Annotated in this window: 18 protein-coding genes; 16 read left to right on the top strand and 2 right to left on the bottom strand. The window is 70.0% G+C overall.

Annotated elements, in window-relative coordinates; all coding sequences use genetic code 11:
* The first annotated feature begins 54 nt into the window (after positions 1 to 54).
* Both ACSQ2D_RS12065 and ACSQ2D_RS12060 read left to right on the top strand, forming a co-directional pair.
* Positions 55 to 678 carry a hypothetical protein gene (locus tag ACSQ2D_RS12065; RefSeq protein WP_435986184.1) on the top strand — a complete coding sequence of 208 codons (624 nt, stop codon included), beginning with the start codon at positions 55 to 57 and terminating at the stop codon, positions 676 to 678.
* Positions 675 to 3,365 carry a hypothetical protein gene (locus ACSQ2D_RS12060; RefSeq protein WP_435986183.1) on the top strand — a complete coding sequence of 897 codons (2,691 nt, stop codon included), beginning with the start codon at positions 675 to 677 and terminating at the stop codon, positions 3,363 to 3,365. Before ACSQ2D_RS12065 ends, ACSQ2D_RS12060 begins: the two co-directional genes overlap by 4 nt.
* A gap of 88 nt (positions 3,366 to 3,453) precedes the next feature.
* Here the strand turns inward: ACSQ2D_RS12060 and ACSQ2D_RS12055 are convergent, their stop codons facing one another.
* On the bottom strand, positions 3,454 to 4,275 hold the full coding sequence (locus ACSQ2D_RS12055; protein WP_435986182.1) for a class I SAM-dependent methyltransferase: 822 nt from the start codon (positions 4,273 to 4,275) through the stop codon (positions 3,454 to 3,456).
* Positions 4,276 to 4,447: 172 nt separating this feature from the next.
* Here ACSQ2D_RS12055 and rpsA point away from each other — a divergent pair, with 172 nt between their 5' ends.
* The 14 genes from rpsA (at position 4,448) to ACSQ2D_RS11985 (ending at position 19,798) form a co-directional block, all read left to right on the top strand.
* The gene (rpsA, locus tag ACSQ2D_RS12050) at positions 4,448 to 5,959 is read left to right on the top strand and encodes a 30S ribosomal protein S1 (RefSeq protein ID WP_435986181.1); all 1,512 of its coding nucleotides are present in this window, start codon (positions 4,448 to 4,450) and stop codon (positions 5,957 to 5,959) included.
* Positions 5,960 to 6,140: 181 nt separating this feature from the next.
* On the top strand, positions 6,141 to 7,103 hold the full coding sequence (locus ACSQ2D_RS12045; RefSeq protein WP_435986180.1) for a carbohydrate ABC transporter permease: 963 nt from the start codon (positions 6,141 to 6,143) through the stop codon (positions 7,101 to 7,103).
* Entirely contained in the window at positions 7,100 to 8,032 is a 933-nt protein-coding gene (locus ACSQ2D_RS12040; protein ID WP_435986179.1) for a carbohydrate ABC transporter permease, read from the top strand. The genes ACSQ2D_RS12045 and ACSQ2D_RS12040 overlap by 4 nt, the downstream gene beginning before the upstream one ends.
* A gap of 68 nt (positions 8,033 to 8,100) precedes the next feature.
* On the top strand, positions 8,101 to 9,402 hold the full coding sequence (locus ACSQ2D_RS12035; protein WP_435986178.1) for an ABC transporter substrate-binding protein: 1,302 nt from the start codon (positions 8,101 to 8,103) through the stop codon (positions 9,400 to 9,402).
* Positions 9,403 to 9,511: 109 nt separating this feature from the next.
* The gene (locus ACSQ2D_RS12030) at positions 9,512 to 10,624 is read left to right on the top strand and encodes an ABC transporter ATP-binding protein (RefSeq protein ID WP_435986177.1); all 1,113 of its coding nucleotides are present in this window, start codon (positions 9,512 to 9,514) and stop codon (positions 10,622 to 10,624) included.
* A gap of 2 nt (positions 10,625 to 10,626) precedes the next feature.
* Positions 10,627 to 11,508: a glycerophosphodiester phosphodiesterase family protein gene (locus ACSQ2D_RS12025; protein ID WP_435986176.1), complete on the top strand. Its 882-nt coding sequence runs from the start codon at positions 10,627 to 10,629 to the stop codon at positions 11,506 to 11,508.
* A gap of 252 nt (positions 11,509 to 11,760) precedes the next feature.
* Entirely contained in the window at positions 11,761 to 12,420 is a 660-nt protein-coding gene (locus tag ACSQ2D_RS12020; RefSeq protein ID WP_435986175.1) for a TetR/AcrR family transcriptional regulator, read from the top strand.
* Between the two features lie 2 nt (positions 12,421 to 12,422).
* Positions 12,423 to 12,884 carry a PPOX class F420-dependent oxidoreductase gene (locus ACSQ2D_RS12015; RefSeq protein ID WP_020144076.1) on the top strand — a complete coding sequence of 154 codons (462 nt, stop codon included), beginning with the start codon at positions 12,423 to 12,425 and terminating at the stop codon, positions 12,882 to 12,884.
* A gap of 167 nt (positions 12,885 to 13,051) precedes the next feature.
* Entirely contained in the window at positions 13,052 to 14,260 is a 1,209-nt protein-coding gene (gene coaE, locus ACSQ2D_RS12010; protein ID WP_435986174.1) for a dephospho-CoA kinase, read from the top strand.
* A 44-nt stretch (positions 14,261 to 14,304) separates the two neighbouring features.
* Positions 14,305 to 15,354 (top strand): lipoate--protein ligase family protein, encoded by a 1,050-nt coding sequence (locus ACSQ2D_RS12005; protein WP_435986173.1) that lies wholly within the window; start codon positions 14,305 to 14,307, stop codon positions 15,352 to 15,354.
* Between the two features lie 77 nt (positions 15,355 to 15,431).
* On the top strand, positions 15,432 to 15,815 hold the full coding sequence (locus tag ACSQ2D_RS12000; RefSeq protein ID WP_435986172.1) for a YciI family protein: 384 nt from the start codon (positions 15,432 to 15,434) through the stop codon (positions 15,813 to 15,815).
* A gap of 40 nt (positions 15,816 to 15,855) precedes the next feature.
* On the top strand, positions 15,856 to 17,970 hold the full coding sequence (uvrB, locus tag ACSQ2D_RS11995) for an excinuclease ABC subunit UvrB (protein WP_020144080.1): 2,115 nt from the start codon (positions 15,856 to 15,858) through the stop codon (positions 17,968 to 17,970).
* Positions 17,971 to 18,082: 112 nt separating this feature from the next.
* Positions 18,083 to 18,427: an MmcQ/YjbR family DNA-binding protein gene (locus ACSQ2D_RS11990; RefSeq protein WP_435986171.1), complete on the top strand. Its 345-nt coding sequence runs from the start codon at positions 18,083 to 18,085 to the stop codon at positions 18,425 to 18,427.
* A 258-nt stretch (positions 18,428 to 18,685) separates the two neighbouring features.
* The gene (locus ACSQ2D_RS11985) at positions 18,686 to 19,798 is read left to right on the top strand and encodes a TerC family protein (RefSeq protein WP_435986170.1); all 1,113 of its coding nucleotides are present in this window, start codon (positions 18,686 to 18,688) and stop codon (positions 19,796 to 19,798) included.
* A gap of 145 nt (positions 19,799 to 19,943) precedes the next feature.
* On the opposite strand, the gene ACSQ2D_RS11980 is transcribed toward ACSQ2D_RS11985, so the two are convergent.
* Positions 19,944 to 20,381: a VOC family protein gene (locus ACSQ2D_RS11980; RefSeq protein ID WP_435986169.1), complete on the bottom strand. Its 438-nt coding sequence runs from the start codon at positions 20,379 to 20,381 to the stop codon at positions 19,944 to 19,946.
* Positions 20,382 to 20,487: the final 106 nt, after the last annotated feature.

The following is a 20,487-nucleotide window of genomic DNA, read 5'->3' as shown; positions in this document are numbered from 1 at the left end:
GCTCGGTAACTTGCACCCGTCATCGGAGACGGGTGCTTTTACTGTGAGGTGGACATGGTCAGAAGCCTGGTCACAGGTCTGTGTCTCGCCGTCTTCGCGGCGGTCATCATCGGACTGAGCGACCTGCTCGGTCTCGACCTCGAGCACGTCGCCCTTCTCGGCGCGGCTCTCGGCGGTGTTCTCGGGCTCGTCCCGCACCGTCCCGCCTGGGGCAAGGTGGCGGGTTTCCTCGCCGGCTTCCTCCTGGCCTGGCTCGGCTTCGCGCTGCGTGCCGCCGTCCTCCCGGACTCGTCCGCGGGGCGCGCCGTCGCGGCCTTCGTCGTCGTGGCGCTCATCGCCGTCGTCGCCGCGGTCAGCCGTGGCCGTCTCCCGCTGTGGAGCGGGCTCGTGGGTGCGGCCTCGATCGTCGGCGCCTACGAGTCGGTCTACACGAACGCGCCCTCGCAGTTCCTCACCGAGTCGCCTGCGGCTGCCACCACGGTGCTGCTCGCCGTGGGTCTCGGCTATCTCGCCACGAACCTGCTTGCAGCACAGTCGGAACCGCACGCGTCGGCGCGGCCGCAGCCGGCCGTCGAGGCGAGGCGTGCCGAGCGCGACCAGCGCGACCAGCACGACCAGCACGACGACTCCTCCAGCACCACAGACCTCGATGACCTCGTGAAGGGAGCAGCACAGTGAGCAAGCGGACCCTCGCCACCATCGTCGCCGGCCTGGCGACCATGCCCACCCTCCTGCTGCTGGCAGCGTCGCCGGCGGCTGCCGCCGGGGACGGATCGGTGCAGGTCTCCAACACGGAGACGGTGCAGGCCTACCTCGACGCGACGGGCAACGTGGACGTCGCGCGCGTCTACGAGCAGGTGGCCATGAAGGGCCGCGGCACCGTCGACCTGCAGAACCCCATCGAGACCCAGGGCCTGCGCAACCTCGACGGCTTCAGCGGGTTCGACGTCAAGGACGGCGTCATGACCGGCAGCTTCGACGTGGACGGTGAGCAGCGCCTGCGCACCGTCAGCGACTTCACGAAGAAGCTGCCCCTCGAGGTCCGGGCTGTCTACACGCTGGACGGTCAGCCCGTCGAGCCCGGTGACCTGCTCGGCCGCAGCGGCCGTCTCGAGGTGCGCTACACGGTCAAGAACGTCACGGGCTCCTCGCAGCTCGTCACCTTCGACGACGGGACGGGCAACCAGGCGTCGGCGACGGAGGACGTCGTCATCCCCATGGTGGGATCGCTCACCACGACGCTGCCGGGCACGTTCACGAACGTCAGCTCGAAGGAGGCCAACCTCGCGGGTGACGGGCGCGGCGGCACGAAGCTGACCTTCACGATGACGCTCTTCGGCCCCATCGGGACGCCCACCGCGACGTTCGGGTACGCCGCCGACATCGTGGACGGGACGCTTCCCAAGGCGTCCGTGTCCGCCCTGCCGGTCAGCCCGCTCGAGAGCCCGTCCTTCAAGGGCGGGGCCGAGAGCTACAAGGGCGGTGCCACGACGGGTGCCACCCTGACGGCCGGTGCGACCGAGATCGACACGAACCTCCTCAAGCTGCGTGACGGGGCGAGCACGCTCCTCGCGGGGCTGATCCAGCTGCGTGACGGCGCGAAGAAGCTCGACGCCGGCCTCGGGGCCCAGGCCCTGCCGGGCTCGCGCGAGCTCGCCAGTGGCGCCGGCCAGCTCAAGGACGGCACGTCCAAGCTGCGCGCCGGAGCGGGCGACGCGAAGGACGGCTCGGCCAAGCTGGCCGACGGCGCCACCCAGGTCGCGGACGGCAACAAGCAGCTGGACGCGGGCGCACAGAAGCTGAGCGGTGGCGCCGGTCAGGTCGACGACGGTGCCGGCCAGGTGGCCGGCGGTCTGCACCTCGTGGGCGAGAACGCGCCGGCCCTGCTGGACGGGCTCGCACAGGTGGCCGACGGTCTCGACCAGGTCGATGCCGGTCTCACCCAGCTCTACGACGGCGTCGGTGCGCTGCCGGACCAGGCGAAGCCGCTGCACGCGGGCATCGCGAAGCTGCGTGCCGGGCTCGGCGACAAGGGCCAGACCGGAACCCTCATCGACGGCGTCGACCAGATCCGCGGCGGGTTGGCGGAGGCCACCAAGGACGGCGGGAGCCTCGACCAGCTCAAGGGCGGGGTCACCCAGTCCAAGGGCGGGGTCGACCAGTCCAAGGGTGGGGTCGACCAGTCCAAGGGTGGCGTGGACCAGGTCCGCGCCGGCCTCCAGGACGCCCTGAAGACAGGGGGCGGTATCGACCAGCTCGACGGTGGAGTGGCGCTGGCCAAGACCACCGACTGCGGCGCGGTGTGCCAGGGGATCCTCGGGCAGGTGCAGGCAGGACTCGGAGACCTCCGGACGAAGACGACGGCCGCAGCCGGCGGGCTCGGCTCGGTGTCGGACGGTCTGGGGCAGGTCTCCGGTGGCCTCGGTCAGGTGTCCACGGGCCTGGGTCAGGTGTCGGGTGGTCTGGGTCTGCTCAAGGGCAAGCTGAGCGACGCGGCCTTCGGGCTCGCCAAGGTCGAGTGCGGCCTGAGCAACACGACGCTCAAGGGGATCTGTGACCCCAAGGTGCCGGGCCTGCTCGAGGGCGTCGACCTTGTCGACGCCGGCGTGTCGACGCTCGTCGACGGCGTCGTCACGAAGGTCCAGGGCGGCATCGGCAGCCCGACCGACACGGCGAAGAACCGGACGCTGCGCGGGGGCGTCAACGACCTCCAGTACGGCGTGGACCTCCTCGGTCTCGGTGGCCTGGACCTGCTCGACGCCATCGACCAGCTCACGGTCGGGGCCGACCAGGTGCACGGCGGCACGTCGAAGGTGGCCCAGGGCGCCAAGGACCTCGGCGCGGGGGCCTCGAAGCTCGCCGACGGGTCGAGCCAGGTCGCCTCGGGTGCGGGTCAGCTCGATGCCGGCGTCGGCAAGCTCGCGGACGGCGCGGGTCAGCTCGACGACGGCGCGGGCAAGCTCAGTGACGGTGCCGGTCAGCTCTCCGACGGTCTTGCCGATGCAGCGGACGGCACGAGCCAGCTCGCTGCCGGCCTGACCGACGCGGCAGCCGGCGCGCCCCAGCTCAAGGACGGCGCGCAGCGTCTCTCCGACGAGGGCACGAAGAAGCTCGTCGCGGCCGGCAAGGCCACGGCGGCGGACTACGGGGAGAAGTACGCCCTCATCGAGATCGGTGCGCGGCGGGCCAAGGCCGAGGGGATGGCGTACGGCGCGCCCAAGGGCGCCATGGGCGCCACGGCGTACTCGTACGAGCTCGCCGGTGTCGACGGGCAGGCTTCGGCGAACCTGGGTCGGACCGCGGCGGCAGCCGCTGTGTTCGGCCTCGCCGGTGGCGCGGTCCTCCTGCGGCGCCGCTTCCTCTGACGGCAGTGTGACGACGGCGGCCACGGATCCTTCGGGTCCGTGGCCGCCGTCGTGTGCCGGGACGCGGTCGTCGCCGGGGTCGATGCCGTCAGGCGGGCTTGTGGCAGACGAAGATGGCCGTGCCGGGGATGACGCGCCCGCGCAGGGGGGACCACCCGCCCCACGGCTCGTCGTGCCCCTCCGGCCACTCGGGCTCGACGAGGTCGACGAGGACGAGCCCCGCCGCGGTGATCTCCCGCACCCGGTCGCCGACCGTGCGGTGGTGCTCGACGTAGGTCGCATGGCCCTCGTCGTCCTGCTCGACGTAGGGCGTCCGGTCGAAGTAGGAGTGGCGTGCCGTCAGGCCGCCCGGACCCGGGTCGTCGGGGAACGCCCACCGCACCGGGTGGGTCGTCGAGAACACGAAGCGCCCACCGGGGCGCAGCACGCGGGCGGCCTCCCGCATGACGACGGCCGAGTCCGCGACGAACGGCACGACCCCGTATGCCGTGAAGACCGTGTCGAAGGACGCGTCGGCGAAGGGGAGGGCGCGGCCGTCGCACTGCGCAAAGGGCACCCGGACGGGGTCGCCCGGGCCGTCGCCGAGGGCCTCGTTGACGGCGACGCCGGTGGCGACCATCCCCGCGGACAGGTCGGTGGCCACGACGGTCGCGCCGTGGGCCGCCAGCCACCGGGAGCACTGGCCCGAGCCGGCGCCGATCTCGAGGACGACCTGGCCCTCGGGGGCGCCGAGGAGATGGGCGTCCTCCTCGCGGAGCCGCTCGGGACCCCAGACGAAGTCCGTGTCACCGAGGAACGACCCGTGCTCGACGTAGTACGACGTGGCCTCGGCGTCCCACCACGTGCGGTTCGCGGCGACCGTCTCGTCCGGGGGAGCGGGACGGCGGGTGGCCTCGGTGGGCGTGCTCACGGCATACGTGCTCTCTTTTGACCGGCTGGTGACAGCACGGATAGGATTGCCGTGCACATCCGTGTGCGCACGATCAATGTTGCACCTGTCCACAAGGCATCGTGGCGCAGGCCGTCAGGTCAGCCGCCCCGAGGTCCCCAATCTAACTGTCCACAATCGGAGTTCCTACTACATGACTGCCAACACGGTCGAGAAGACCGCGCCTGAGATCGCCATCAACGACATCGGCTCTCAGGAAGACATCCTTGCGGCGATCGACGCCACCATCAAGGACTTCAACGACGGCGACATCGTCGAGGGTCGCATCGTCAAGGTCGACCGGGACGAGGTCCTGCTCGACATCGGCTACAAGACCGAGGGCGTCATCCCCTCGCGCGAGCTGTCCATCAAGCACGACGTCGACCCGGGCGAGATCGTCAAGGTCGGTGACGAGGTCGAGGCCCTCGTCCTCCAGAAGGAGGACAAGGAAGGCCGTCTGATCCTGTCCAAGAAGCGTGCGCAGTACGAGCGCGCCTGGGGCACGATCGAGAAGGTCAAGGAAGAGGACGGCGTCGTCACCGGCACCGTCATCGAGGTCGTCAAGGGTGGTCTCATCCTCGACATCGGCCTCCGCGGCTTCCTCCCGGCCTCGCTCGTCGAGATGCGTCGTGTCCGCGACCTCCAGCCGTACGTCGGCAAGGAGATCGAGGCCAAGATCATCGAGCTCGACAAGAACCGCAACAACGTGGTCCTGTCGCGCCGTGCCTGGCTCGAGCAGACGCAGTCCGAGGTGCGCACGACGTTCCTCAAGGAGCTCCAGAAGGGCCAGGTCCGTTCGGGCGTCGTGTCCTCCATCGTCAACTTCGGTGCGTTCGTGGACCTCGGCGGCGTCGACGGTCTCGTCCACGTCTCCGAGCTGTCGTGGAAGCACATCGACCACCCGTCCGAGGTCGTCGAGGTCGGCACCGAGGTCACCGTCGAGGTGCTCGACGTCGACATGGACCGCGAGCGTGTCTCCCTGTCGCTGAAGGCGACGCAGGAGGACCCGTGGCAGCACTTCGCTCGCACGCACGCCATCGGCCAGGTCGTCCCCGGCAAGGTCACCAAGCTCGTCCCCTTCGGCGCGTTCGTGCGTGTCGAGGACGGCATCGAGGGCCTCGTCCACATCTCCGAGCTGGCCGAGCGCCACGTGGAGCTGCCGGAGCAGGTCGTCAACGTCGGCGACGAGATCTTCGTCAAGGTCATCGACATCGACCTCGAGCGTCGTCGCATCTCGCTGTCGCTCAAGCAGGCCAACGACCAGGCCGTCGCGGCGTCGGAGTTCGACCCGACCCTCTATGGCATGGCTGCCGAGTACGACGAGCAGGGCAACTACAAGTACCCCGAGGGCTTCGACCCGGAGACGAACGAGTGGCTCGAGGGCTTCGACGCCCAGCGCGAGAAGTGGGAGCGTCAGTACGCCGACGCCCACGCCCGCTGGGAGGCCCACAAGGCCCAGGTCGACGCCGCGACGAAGGCCGACGCCGAGGCTGCGGCCAACGCCGGCTCCGCGACCTCGTACTCGTCCGCGACCGGTGACGTGGCCGAGGCCGCTGACGCCGACCGTGGCGAGCGCGCACCGCGCAACGCCCCGGCCCCGGCCGAGGGCACCCTGGCTTCGGACGAGGCGCTCGCCGCGCTTCGCGAGAAGCTGACGGGCAACTGACGCCAGTCACTGCTCGGAGCGACACGCTCTGAAAGAGCCCCGGACCCCTGTGGTCCGGGGCTCTTTCGCGTGCTGCGCGCGTGGACCGCACGGGTCCGCTGGGGACAGGAGTTCAGACACGCGTTGAATGCCCGACGCACCAAAGCCGCAATCGGTGCACCGACGCGGCTAGGTTTGCCGAGTGCAGTCATCGGTGACCCAACCCCGCAGTGCCACGCCCGGATCCGGGGGACCCCCGCCCGAGGTGGGGCCGCCCCCGCGACGGTCGAGTGGACGGGCCTGGGAGTGGTCGCTCGCGGCCCTCCTGCTGCTGCCCAACCTCGTGCTGCTCATCGTCTTCACGTACCGTCCGCTGCTCGACAACATCAGGCTGTCGTTCACGGACTGGAACATCTCCTCGCCCATCGCCAACCCCGTAGGCCTGTCGAACTACATCGAGTGGTTCGGGCGCGACGACACGAAGATCATCGTGCGCAACACGCTGGTCTTCACGGTCGCGACTGTCGGCATCTCGATGGCCGTCGGCCTCGGCCTCGCCCTGCTGCTCGACCAGAAGCTCAGGGGTCGCAACCTCGTCCGCTCGGTCGTGTTCGCGCCGTTCGTCATCTCGGGCGCGGCGATCGGCATCGCCTTCCAGTTCGTCTTCGACCCCAACTACGGCCTCATCCGCGACCTGCTGGTCCGCATCGGCGTCGGGGTGCCGGACTTCTACCAGCAGCCGGGCTGGGCCCTGTTCATGGTCACCGTGACCTACATCTGGAAGAACATCGGCTACACCTTCGTCATCTACCTCGCCGCCCTGCAGGGCCGGCGGGCCGACCTCGACGAGGCGGCCGAGATCGACGGCGCCTCCGCCTGGACCCGCTTCCGGCGCGTCCTCATGCCGCAGCTGCGCCCGACGACGTTCTTCCTGTCGATCACGGTGCTGCTCAGCTCGGTGCAGGTCTTCGACATCATCAACGTCATGACCCGCGGCGGCCCGCAGGGCAACGCCACGACCACCCTCGTCTACCAGGTCTACCAGGAGACGTTCGTCAACCAGCGCGCCGGCTACGGCGCCACCGTCGCCACCGTCATGTTCGTCATCCTGCTGGCCGTCACGGTCGTCCAGGTGCGCTTCATGGACAGGGGGAAGAAGGCATGAGCACCTCCACCATCGTCGGGACGCTGGACGACGAGAAGGCCCCGCCGACCCGGACCCGCCGGCAGCGTCGCCGGGCAGCCCACAACGTCGAGGCCTCGACGCACAACCGCGGCCCCGTCTGGACCGCCGCGGGCTACGCCGGGATGGTCCTCGTCGTCCTTGTCGTCGCGGTCCCGCTCTTCTGGATCCTCCTCACCTCGTTCAAGGAGCGGGGAGACATCTACGTGCGTCCGGCCCAGTGGTGGCCGGACCCCGCGACGACCCAGAACTACAGCGAGCTGACGACCCGCATCCCGTTCTTCGACTACGTCCGCAACTCGGTGATCATCACGACGGCGACGTCGCTCGCCAAGATCATCCTCGGCGTCATCAGCGCGTACGCCCTGTCGCTGCTGCGTTTCCCGGGACGATCGATCGTCTTCCTCGTCGTCATCGCGGCACTCATGGTGCCCAACCAGATCACCGTCATCAGCAACTACGCCCTCGTGGCGCAGCTCGGCTGGCGCAACACCTACCAGGGCATCATCATCCCGCTGGCCGGCGTCGCCTTCGGCACCTTCCTCATGCGCAACCAGTTCCTCAACCTGCCTGGCGAGATCATCGAGGCGGCCCGCCTCGACGGCGCCGGACCGATGAAGCTGCTGTGGCGGGTCGTCATGCCGATGTCGTGGCCGACGCTGGTCGCGTTCGCGCTCATCACGGTCGTCAACGAGTGGAACGAGTACCTCTGGCCGTTCCTCATGTCCGACGACGAGTCGACGGCCACCCTGCCCGTCGGTCTGACGTTCCTGCAGAACAACGACGGCGTCACGAACTGGGGACCAGTCATGGCAGGCACCGTGCTGGCGATGCTGCCGATCCTCGTGCTGTTCCTCTTCCTCCAGCGCCAGATGATCAAGGGACTCACGGCGGGGGCCGTGAAGAGCTGAACCCGGCTCTGCTGCATACCGATCCATCTCAACGACCCCACCCACCACCACAGGGAAAGGCACCATCCATGAACGAGTTCTCACGTCGAGGCTTCCTCGGCCTCGCCGGCGCGGCCGGCGTCGCCGGTCTCGCGGCCTGCGCGGGCACCGGTACCTCGCCGACGACCGGCGGCGGTGGCGGCTCGAGCAACACCATCGAGTTCTGGAGCAACCACCCCGGCAACAGCAAGCCGGTCGAGCAGCAGATCATCAAGGCCTTCGAGGCGGCCAACCCGGGCCTCAAGGTCAAGCTCGTCGACGCCGGCAAGAACTACGAGGAGGTCGCGCAGAAGTTCAACGCCTCCCTCGCCGGCGGCGCGCTGCCCGACGTCGTCGTCGTCTCGGACGTCACGTGGTTCAACTTCGCGCTCAACAAGCAGCTGAGCCCGCTCGACGAGCTGCTGTCGACGGCGAAGCTCGAGACGAGCGACTACGTCGACGCGCTGTACAACGACTACAACCTCGACGACAAGCACTACGCGCTGCCGTTCGCGCGGTCCACGCCGCTCTTCTACTACAACAAGGACCTCTGGAAGGCGGCCGGTCTCGAGGACCGCGGCCCGAAGGACTGGGACGAGTTCCTCACGTGGGCACCGAAGCTCAAGGCGGCCGCCGGCTCCGACAAGATCGTCATGGAGCTGCCCGACGGCTCGAACTACCTCGACTGGGTCTTCCAGAACATGGTGTGGGGCTACGGCGGTGCCTACTCGAAGGAGTGGACGCCCACCTTCTCGGACCCCAACACGGTCAAGGCGGGCACCTACCTCCAGAACCTCGCCAAGGACGGCTACCTCAAGGTGTCCAAGGACCCGGCGCCCGACTTCACGTCCGGCATCGTCGGCTGCAGCATGATGTCGACGGGCTCGCTCGGCGGCGTGACCAAGGACGCGAAGTTCCCCGTGGGCACGGCCTTCCTGCCCGGTGACGGCAACTGCCCCACCGGCGGTGCAGGTGTCGGCATCCCGGCGAACATCTCCGACGAGCGCAAGAAGAACGCCCTGAAGTTCATGGAGTTCCTCACGAACGCCGAGAACACCGTGACGTTCACGCAGGCCACCGGCTACATGCCCGTGCGCAAGTCGGCGGTCGACCTCCCGGCGGAGCAGGCCTTCCTCGAGAAGAACCCGAACGCCAAGACGGCGATCGAGCAGCTGCCCAAGACGCGGTCGCAGGACAACGTCCGCGTGCTGCTGCCCGGTGGCGGCGCCCGCATCGGCAAGGGCCTCGACCAGATCGTCCAGGGCCAGGACGTCGCGACCGTCTTCAAGGGTCTCGACGCCGAGAGCCAGCAGGTCTTCGACTCGCAGATCAAGAGCAAGCTCGGCGCCTGACGCGCCACCGCACCACCGCACCATCCCGGTCGTATGCCGTCCGGCGGGCTCCGCACGGACCCGCCGGACGGCTACCACCCCCGAACCAGAACGACCCGAGAGGCCACCGATGGCAACCGTGTACTTCGACGAGGCGACTCGTCGGTTCTCCAAGGACGACGCCCCGGCGGTCGACGGCATCACGCTCGACATCGCCGACGGTGAGTTCCTCGTCCTCGTCGGCCCCTCGGGCTGCGGCAAGTCGACGACCCTGCGGATGCTCGCGGGTCTCGAGCCCGTCGACGGCGGGCGCATCCTCGTCGACGGCCACGACCAGAAGGGGGTGCGCCCCCGTGACCGTGACATCGCCATGGTCTTCCAGAGCTACGCGCTCTACCCGAACATGTCGGCCGCCCAGAACATGGCCTTCGCGCTCGACAACGCGAAGGTGAGCAAGGCCGAGACGAAGCAGCGCGTCGCCGAGGCCGCCAAGATCCTCGAGCTCGAGCCGCTGCTCGACCGCAAGCCCGGCCAGATGTCGGGCGGTCAGCGCCAGCGCGTCGCCATGGGCCGCGCGATCGTGCGCAACCCCAAGGTCTTCTGCATGGACGAGCCGCTGTCCAACCTCGACGCCAAGCTGCGCGTCTCCACGCGGTCGCAGATCGCCGGGCTGCAGCGCCGGCTCGGCATCACGACCGTGTACGTCACCCACGACCAGGTCGAGGCGATGACGATGGGCCACCGCGTCGCGGTGCTGCGCGACGGGAAGCTCCAGCAGGTCGACACGCCGGAGCGGCTCTACGACCACCCGGTCAACACGTTCGTCGCCGCCTTCATCGGCTCGCCCGCGATCACGCTCGTCGAGTCCGACGTGCGCGAGGGCGTGGCCCGCGTCCACGGCGTCCCGGTGCCCCTCGACCGCGCCGTCGCGGGTCGCGCGGGGGAGAGGGTCGTCGTCGGACTGCGCCCGGAGTCGTGGCACGTCGTGGAGACGCCCGCGGGAGGCGGGAGCAACGGGTCCGACCCGTCGGCCCTCGCGCTCAACGTCGAGCTCGTCGAGTCGCTGGGCTCGGAGTCGTTCGTCTACGGTCGCCCGGTCGGCGCCGAGGAGGGCTCCGACCGCGTCACCGTGCGCCTCGACAAGCGCACGCACCTGACCGTCGGCGACACCGTGCACGTCGAGCCCAACCACGGCGAGGTCCACCTCTTCGACGCGGCCTCCGGCGAGCGGATCGAGGCCTGAGCATGGCGTCACGCCCCGGCCCCTGGGCCTCGGGCCGCTTCGACGTCGAGGGGCACCGCGGTGCCAAGGGGCTCGTCGTCGAGAACACGCTGGCCAGCTTCGCCGCCGCCTACGACGCCGGCGTGACCGGCGTCGAGCTCGACGTCCGTCTCACGGCCGATGGCGAGGTCGTGGTCTGGCACGACCCCGTGCTCCTGCCGCTCAAGTGCCGGCCGACCGGTCCCGACCTCGTCGGTGCCCGGGTCGCCGACCTGACCCTCGAGCAGCTGCGCACGGTCGACGTCGGCAGCCAGACCCTCGCCGGCTTCCCGGAGCAGCGTCCGTCGCCGGGCGCCCGCATCTCGACGCTGGACGAGGTGCTCGCCCACGGGCTCGAGCGCGCGCCCGACGTGTGGTGGACCATCGAGCTCAAGGTCAACCCGCTCGACGCGGGGGAGTCCGCCGGACGCCGTCGGCTCCTCGAGGGCGTCCTCGCGAGCGTGCACGAGGCGGGCCTCGAGCGGCAGTGCTTCATGCACTCGTTCGACTGGACCGTGCTCGAGCTCTCGGCGCAGCTGGCACCCGACGTGGTCCGCTCGGCCCTCGTCGAGGCCTCGGTGACGTGGGTGCCGGGCAGCCCGTGGACCGGCAGCGTCACGGTGGGGGAGTCGCACGACGACATGTGTGCGGGGGCCGCCGCCGTCGGCGCCGCCGTCATCTCACCCGAGCACGTGCTCGTCGACCCGGACTTCGTCGAGCGTGCGCACGCAGCCGGCCTCGCGGTGCTGCCGTGGACCGTCAACGAGCCCCGGCGGATGGTCGAGCTCGTCGAGGCCGGGGTCGACGGCATCGTGTCGGACTACCCCGACCGCGCCCTGTCGGTGCTGGCCCCCGCGCCTGCCTGAGCGGACCCTCCGGCGCGGACCGGACTTCTCCCCGTAGCGAGGGGCCGGACCCCCGTGGTCCGGCCCCTCGCTCCCCCTCCCGGTGCCCCGCCGGGGCGGGGGACTCGGCGCCCGTGGCACACTCGTGCGGTCGACAGGCGCCGATGTCGGCGCTGCCACCGTCCGGTGCAGCAGCAGGGTGGGGACCCCTGGACCCCACCCATTCGCTAGAACGCCGTTCCAGCGAACTCATGATGCTTTCGAAGGGCTCCGATGTCAACAGACCGGGCGTACGACAACAGCTCGCGTGCGGAAGCAGCCCAAGCCACCCGGCGCCGGATCATCGAGGCAGCCCGCGAGATGCTCCTGCGCGACGGCTACCACGCCATGTCGGTCAGCGCGCTCGCGGCGAACGCCGGCGTCAGCGCGCAGACCGTCTACAACGCCGTCGGTGGCAAGGCGGCGGTCGTCAAGGCGGTCTACGACGTGCTCCTCGTCGGCGACGACGCGCCCGTCGCGATGCAGGACCGCCCGGAGTTCCGCGCCATGTCGACGGCCCCCGACCGCGAGGGCTTCGTCCGGGCGTACGCCGCGTTGTGCGCGACGATCTACGAACGCGTCGGGCCCCTCCTCGGCGTGCTCCTCGCCCAGGGCGCCGGCGGCGACGCCGGCCTTCAGGAGTTCGTCGCGACGATCGACCGCGAGCGTCGCGCCGGGAACACGAATGCCCTCAACGCCCTGGAGGCTGCGCACGGGCTGCCGCCGCAGCTCGACCGCGAGCGGTTCATCGACATCGTCTGGACCGTGACCTCGCCCGAGATCTACGACCGCTTCGTGCGACGCTGCGGGTGGACCCACGCGATGTATGCCGCCTGGCTGGCCGAGGCGGTCGTCGCGATCTTCGACCGCGCCAGCACCCAGCAGGAGGACTGACCATGCCCCGTCAGATCGCGACCAACACCGAGGTCGACCGTGACGCGATGCTCGACTTCGTGCGGCCGCGCCACTCCATGGTGCTCATGACGCAGCGCGCGGACGGCCGGCCGCAGGCTTCGCCGGTCACGGGCGGAGTCGACGAGCAGGGTCGCATCGTCATCTCCACCTACCCCGAGCGCGCCAAGACGACGAACGCCCGCCGTCGGCCGCAGGTCAGCGTCCTCGTGCTCTCCGACGACTTCGGCGGCGAGTGGGTGCAGGTCGACGGTGACTGCGAGGTCATCGACCTGCCGGACTCCGTCGAGCCGCTCGTCGACTACTTCCGCGCCATCTCGGGCGAGCACCCCGACTGGGACGAGTACCGCCAGGCGATGCGCGACCAGGGCAAGTCCCTGCTCCGCGTCACGCCGACGCGGTGGGGTCCGGTGGCCAGGGGCGGCTTCCCTGCCCGCCTCGCCTGAGGTCGCCCGTCCCCTCCGCCCACCTCACCGAACGCCGCGTTCGGTGCCGAACCCACTGCTCCAGCATGGCTGTCGAGACCGAACGCGGCGTTCGGTGGGCGGAGGCGGCGGTGTGACGGGGCCCTCCGCGCGGGCGGGCGCCGGGACCCGCCCGTAGGCTGACCCCCGTGCTGCGCGTCGGAGTCACCGGAGGGATCGGGTCGGGCAAGTCCACGGTGTCACGACGGTTGGGCGAGCTCGGCGCGCACGTCATCGACGCGGACGCCGTCGCCCGCGAGGTCGTCGAGCCGGACGAGCCCACGCTGCACCGGATCAGGGCGCGCTTCGGCGACGCGGTCATCCGTGACGACGGCAGCCTCGACCGCGCGGCCCTGGCCGCGATCGTCTTCCCCGACCGTGAGGCACTCGACGCGCTCGACGCCATCACCGGCCCCGCGATCGCGTCCCGTGTCGCCGAGCAGCGGGCCGCCGCACCCGACGACACGATCTCCGTCTACGACATGCCCCTCCTCGTCGAGCGGGGGCTCTGGGTGCACGAGCACCTGACGGTCGTCGTCGAGTCCGACGTCGAGACGCGCGTGCGCCGACTCGTTGAGCAGCGCGGGCTCGGGGAGGAGGACGCCCGGCACCGCATCGCGGCACAGGCGACCGACGACCAGCGCCGTGCCGTCGCCGACGTCGTCCTCGACAACACCGGCAGCCCCGACGACCTCGTCCGCGCCGTCGACGCGCTCTGGCACGAGCGGCTCGTGCCCTACGAGAGCAACCTCGTGACCGGCACCCGGTCACGGCGGCCCGACCTCGCCCGTGACTGCGTCGTCGACCCCGGCCCGGACTGGGAGCCACGAGCCGAGCGCGTCGTCGCCCGTCTCGCCGCGGCCCTCGCGCCGTGCGGCGTGGCCACGGAGGTGTCGCACGTCGGGTCGACGGCCGTGCCCGGCCTCCTCGCCAAGGACGTCATCGACGTGCAGGTCGGGGTCCACCACCTGTCCGACGCCGACCGGGACGACGTGCAGCAGGCCTTCCAGGACGCCGGCTACGTGTTCTCCCACGGCAACCACAGCGACACGCCGCACCCGCTCGGGTCCGACCCGGCCGACTGGACGAAGCGCTTCCTCGGCGGCTGCGACCCGGCGAACCACGTCCACGTCCACGTCCGCGAGCACGGCTCCGCCGGCTGGCGCTTCGCCCTGCTCTTCCGTGACTGGCTGCGCCACGAGCCCGCAGAGCGGGACGCGTACGCCGCGGAGAAGCACCGGCTGCTCGGGCTGCACGAGTCCACCTCGGACTACGTCGACGCCAAGGAGGCGTGGTTCGAGGGCGCGTGGCAGCGCGCGACGGACTGGGCCGAGCGCACCGGGTGGCAGCCGCGGTAGGGAGCGGCCGGCATACCCACGCCGTGTGCGGTGTTGAGCGTGACATGCGTGGTGAGTACAAGGTCCCCGGTGGCAAGCTCGTGGCGGTCGACGTCGAGGAGGTGGACGGGAGGCTCGCAGGCGTCAGCCTGTCGGGCGACTTCTTCCTCGAGCCGGACGAGGCGCTGGGCGACATCAACGCCGCCCTGACCGGCATGCCCGTCGACGCCGGGGTCGAGCAGCTGGCCGGGGCCGTGACCGGCGCCCTCTCCGACGATGTGTCGCTCATCGGCTTCACCGCCGAGTCGATCGGCATCGCGATCCGCCGCGCCCTGGGCAAGGCGACCGGCTGGGACGACCACGACTTCGACGTCATCCCGGCCCGCGTGCTCGACCCGGCCCTCCACGTCGCCCTCGACGAGGTCATCGCCCGCGAGGTCGCCGCCGGTGAGCGGCCGCCGACGCTGCGCTTCTGGGACTGGGACAGCCCCCTCGTGGTCATCGGCTCGTTCCAGTCGGTCCGCAACGAGGTCGACCCCGACGGGGCCGAGCGGCACGGCATCGACGTCGTGCGGCGCGTCTCCGGCGGGGGCGCCATGTTCATGGAGCCGGGCAACACCATCACGTACTCGCTCGTCGTGCCGACCTCGCTCGTCGAGGGGCTCAGCTTCGAGCGCTCCTACTCCTTCCTCGACGAGTGGGTCATCGAGGCCCTCGCCGACATCGGCGTCACCGCCCACTTCGTGCCGCTCAACGACATCGCGAGCGACCGCGGCAAGATCGGCGGTGCCGCGCAGAAGCGCTTCGTGTCGGGCGCCGTGCTGCACCACGTGACCATGGCCTACGACATCGACGCGGACAAGATGCTCGAGGTGCTGCGGATCGGCCGCGAGAAGATGAGCGACAAGGGCACGAAGTCGGCCAACAAGCGCGTCGACCCGATGCGCTCGCAGACCGGGATGACGCGTGACGCGATCCTCGAGTCGTTCGCGGCCTCCTTCGCCCGGCGCTACCGGACGACGCTCTCCGACTACACCGACGCCGAGCTCGCCGAGGCCCAGCGGCTCGTCGACGACAAGTTCGCGACGCCGGAGTGGACCCACCGCGTGCCGTGATGTCGAGACCGGCGTGTCGGCTCCGACGTCCCTCCCGAGGCGGCAGACTGGCCGCCCGCGAACCGAAGGGACACCCCATGAAGTACGTCATCCTCATCCACTCCAACCCGCAGCCGTGGGGCCACCCGACCGGTGACTTCGTCGCCGAGGCGCTGGCCCGCCCGCAGGAGGAGCGCGACGCCGGCGGCGCCGCCTTCGACGCGATGCTCGAGGAGCTCTCGAAGAGCGGCGAGCTCAAGGGCGGTGAGGCGCTGGGCGACCCCGCCTCCTCGCGCATCTACCGGTGGAGCGAGAGCGGGACCGTCGCGACGGACGGGCCGTACGCCGAGAGCAAGGAGCACCTCGCCGGCTTCTTCCTGCTCGACGTGGCGTCGCGGGAGCGGGCGGAGGAGCTCGCCGTGAACTTCGCGGGGCCCGGCGACACCATCGAGCTGCGTCCGGCATACGTCTGGGAGGAGTAGGCGAATGGGCGCTGTCGGTCGTGCGACGTACGGTTGAGCCATGCGTCCCACGACCGACCTCCAGCGCACGGTGGCACCCTTCGAGGTGATCTCCGAGTACACCCCGAGCGGTGACCAGCCCACGGCGATCGCCGAGCTGGCCAAGCGCGTGCGGGCAGGCGACACCGACACCGTGCTGCTCGGCGCCACCGGCACGGGCAAGTCGGCGACGACGGCCTGGCTCATCGAGCAGGTCCAGCGCCCGACCCTCGTCATGGCGCCCAACAAGACCCTCGCCGCGCAGCTGGCCAACGAGTTCCGTGAGCTGCTGCCCAACAACGCCGTCGAGTACTTCGTCAGCTACTACGACTACTACCAGCCCGAGGCGTACATCCCCCAGACGGACACCTACATCGAGAAGGACAGCTCGGTCAACGACGAGGTGGAGCGGCTGCGGCACTCGGCGACCAACTCGCTGCTGACCCGGCGTGACGTCATCGTCGTCGCCTCGGTCTCGTGCATCTACGGCCTCGGCACGCCGCAGGAGTACGTCGACCGGATGGCCCGCCTCAAGGTCGGGCAGGAGGTCGTGCGCGACGACCTGCTGCGCCGGTTCGTCGAGATGCAGTACACCCGCAACGACCTCGCCTTCACGCGCGGCACGTTCCGCGTCCGGGGTGACACCGTCGAGATCATCCCCGTCTACGAGGAGCTCGCGATCCGCATCGAGTTCTTCGGCGACGAGATCGAGCGCATCTACACCCTGCACCCCGTGACCGGCGAGGTCGTCAACGAGGAGCAGGAGATGTACGTCTTCCCTGCCTCGCACTACGTCGCCGGCCCCGAGCGCATGGAGCGGGCGATCCGCGGCATCGAGCTCGAGCTCGAGGACCAGCTGGCGCTCTTCGAGAAGCAGGGCAAGCTCCTCGAGGCCCAGCGGCTGCGCATGCGCACGACCTACGACCTCGAGATGATGCGTCAGGTCGGCTTCTGCAACGGCATCGAGAACTACAGCCGCCACATCGACGGTCGCACGTCCGGCTCGGCCCCCAACTGCCTCATCGACTACTTCCCCGAGGACTTCCTCCTCGTCCTCGACGAGTCGCACCAGACGGTCCCGCAGATCGGCGCGATGTACGAAGGCGACATGTCCCGCAAGCGGATGCTCGTCGAGCACGGCTTCCGCCTGCCGAGCGCCATGGACAACCGTCCCCTGAAGTGGGAGGAGTTCCTCGAGCGCATCGGGCAGACGGTCTACCTCTCGGCGACGCCGGGGGAGTACGAGCTGGCCAAGTCCGGCCCGCCCGTCGAGCAGATCATCCGACCCACCGGTCTCATCGACCCCGAGGTCGTGCTCAAGCCGACCAAGGGCCAGATCGACGACCTCATGCACGAGATCCAGGAGCGCACGAAGCGCAACGAGCGCGTGCTCGTCACCACCCTGACGAAGAAGATGGCCGAGGACCTCACCGACTACCTCCTCGACAAGGGGATCCGGGTCCGCTACCTCCACAGCGACATCGACACCCTGCGGCGGGTCGAGCTGCTCCGCGAGCTGCGCACCGGCGTCTTCGACGTCCTCGTCGGCATCAACCTGCTCCGTGAGGGCCTCGACCTGCCCGAGGTCTCGCTCGTGTCGATCCTCGACGCCGACAAGGAGGGCTTCCTCCGCTCGGCCAGGTCGCTCATCCAGACGATCGGTCGCGCGGCCCGAAACGTGTCCGGCCAGGTGCACATGTACGCCGACAAGATCACCCCGTCGATGGAGCAGGCGCTCGACGAGACCAACCGGCGTCGCGAGAAGCAGATCGCCTACAACACCGAGCACGGCATCGACCCGACGCCGCTGCGCAAGAAGATCGCCGACATCACCGACCTGCTCGAGCGCGAGGACGCCGACACGCAGGAGCTGCTCGGCTCCGGGCGCATGCAGTCCCGCGGCAAGAGCGGTGCCGGTCGCGGCGCCATGGCCGCCGACGTCGGGGTGTCGGCCGGCGGCACGACCAACCGTCCGGCCGACATGGCGGCGGCCGACCTCGCCGGTCTCATCCAGGAGCTCACGACACAGATGCACCAGGCGGCGGCCGAGCTGCACTTCGAGCTGGCCGCGCGCCTGCGCGACGAGATCGGCGACCTCAAGAAGGAGCTGCGGCAGATGAGTGCCGCGACCCGGTGATGGTGCGGTGATGGCCCGGTGACGGCTCAGTGACGGCTCAGTGACGGCGCGTGACGGCGCGTGACGGCGCGGTGAGGACCCGATGACGCCCAAGGGGGCCGGGAGGGGCAGCGTGGCTGCCCGGCTTCGTGCCGCCGCCCTCGCGCTGCCCGGGGCGTGGGAGGACTCGCCGTGGGACGGCGACACCGTCGCCAAGGTCGGAGACAAGATCTTCGTCTTCCTCGGCGGGGAGTCGATCGGGGTCAAGAGCGCCCGCAGCCGCACGGAGGCCGACGAGTGGCTGCACCGCTACCCCGACGACGCATCGGTCATGGCCTACATCGGCCGGCACGGGTGGAACACCCTGCGCACGACCGGGGCGATCGACCCCGACGAGCTCCTCGAGGCGATCGAGACCTCCTACGAGATCGTCGTGTCGGGCCTGCCGCGCAGCAGGCGACCCGGGCCCGCGGACTGAGCGTCGGTGGCGTGAGCTCCCGCCGGAGGATGCCTCGTGACGCCCACGGCCTGCCCACGGGACGGGACCGATTTGAGGCATGGCGCCGGGAGTGAAAGACTCAGGCGTTCACGGAGGGGAGTATCCCCGACACGACGGGCTCGTCATCACGGAGTGGGTCTCACCGCCGCTCCCGGTCCCGTCGGTCCGGCAGCGCCTCGGGCGCTCCGGGCGGGAGAGACCTCCGGTTGCTGATCTGGTGACCGGAAGGTTGTGCCCATGAACGTTCCCGCCTGGGGCTGGTTCCTCACGATCGGTCTGATGACCGTGTTCCTGCTCGTCGACGTCTTCGTCATCGCGCGGCGACCGCACGTGCCGTCGATGGCCGAGGCGGGCCGACACCTGGCCTTCTTCGTGGGGGCGGCCGTGCTCTTCGGACTCTTCGTCTGGTTCGAGTGGGGCGGCCAGTACGCCGGCGAGTTCTACGCGGGCTGGCTCACCGAGTACTCCCTCTCGGTCGACAACCTCTTCGTCTTCCTGCTCATCATGGGCAGCTTCAAGGTGCCGAAGAAGCTCCAGCAGTCAGCGCTCATGGTCGGTATCGTCATCGCGATCGTCCTGCGCGGCATCTTCATCGGGCTCGGTGCGGTCGTCATCAACGCGTACGCGTGGGTCTTCTACATCTTCGGCGCCTTCCTCGTCTACACGGCGATCAAGCTCGCGACCGGCGGCGAGAGCGACGACGACGAGTACCACGAGAACCGCTTCCTCCTCTGGGTCGAGAAGCGCTTCCCGGCGACCAAGGAGTGGCACGGCACGAGCCTCACGGTGATCGAGAACGGCAAGCGCCTCATCACGCCGATGCTCATCGTCATCCTGGCTCTGGGCACGACCGACCTGCTCTTCGCGCTCGACTCGATCCCGGCGATCTACGGCCTGACCAACGAGCCGTACCTCGTCCTCACCGCCAACATCTTCGCCCTGATGGGACTGCGGCAGCTCTACTTCCTCATCGGTGGCCTGCTCAAGAAGCTCGTCTACCTCAGCATCGGCCTCGCGGTCCTGCTCGCGTTCATCGGCGTCAAGCTCGTCATGCACGCGATGCACGAGAACAACCTGCCGTTCATCAACGGCGGCCAGCCGATCGAGGGCGTGCCCGACATCCCGATCCTCGTCTCGCTCGGTGCGATCGTCCTCATCCTCGGTGTCACCACCGTCGCGAGCCTCTGGAAGTCCAGCCGCGACGCCAAGCTGGAGGCCGCGAACGGCACCTCCGACGTGGACAGCGCAGACGAGGGCGAGGCCGGCACCAGCGACGCGTCGCAGGACCCCGCGGGGCTCGCAGGCGACGAGGGTGTCACCACACCCCACGCCACGCACGACCAGCGCTGACGACGTATGCCGTCACGACCCCGCCCGCCGACCGCCTGGTCGGCGGGCGGGGTCGCGTCGGGAGTCGGGACGCCTTCACCGTCGTACGGCCGGGGCTGCCACGAAACAGCTGGGCCCACGCTGCGTGGGCGGCAGGCCGCCCGGCTCAGCTCGCCGTGAGCTCCTGGGCGAGCATCACGAGGATGCCGCTGGGTCCGCGGACGTAGGTGAGCTTGTAGACGTCCTCGTACGTGGCCACCCCGCGCAGCGGGTGGCAGCCGTGCCTCGCGGCGATCTCGAGCGCCTCGTCGATGTCGTCGACCGAGAAGGCGACCCGGTGCATGCCGATCTCGTTGGGCAGCGTGGGGGTCGTCTCGATGGCGCTGGGGTGGATGTACTCGAAGAGCTCGAGCCGGCCCTGGCCGTCGGGGGTCTGGAGCATGGCGATCCTGGCGTGGTTGCCGTCGGGGCCCACGGCGGTGTCGGTCCACTCCCCGCTGACCGTGTCTCGACCGAGGACCGTCAGTCCGAGGTCGGTGAAGAAGGCGATCGTCGCCTCGAGGTCCTGCACGGCGATCCCGACGTTCTCGAGCTTGATGGGCATGAGGGGCACGCTACCGAAGCGAGGTGACGCGTCGCTCGGGCGAAGGGGAGTCGCTCGACCACCCATCGGTCCAGGTTCCGTCCGGTCGACCACGGTGCCGGGAGGA

Source organism: Terrabacter sp. LjRoot27 (assembly GCF_964254175.1).
GTDB lineage: Bacteria > Actinomycetota > Actinomycetes > Actinomycetales > Dermatophilaceae > Terrabacter.
This window is presented reverse-complemented; position numbering and strand designations above follow the sequence as displayed.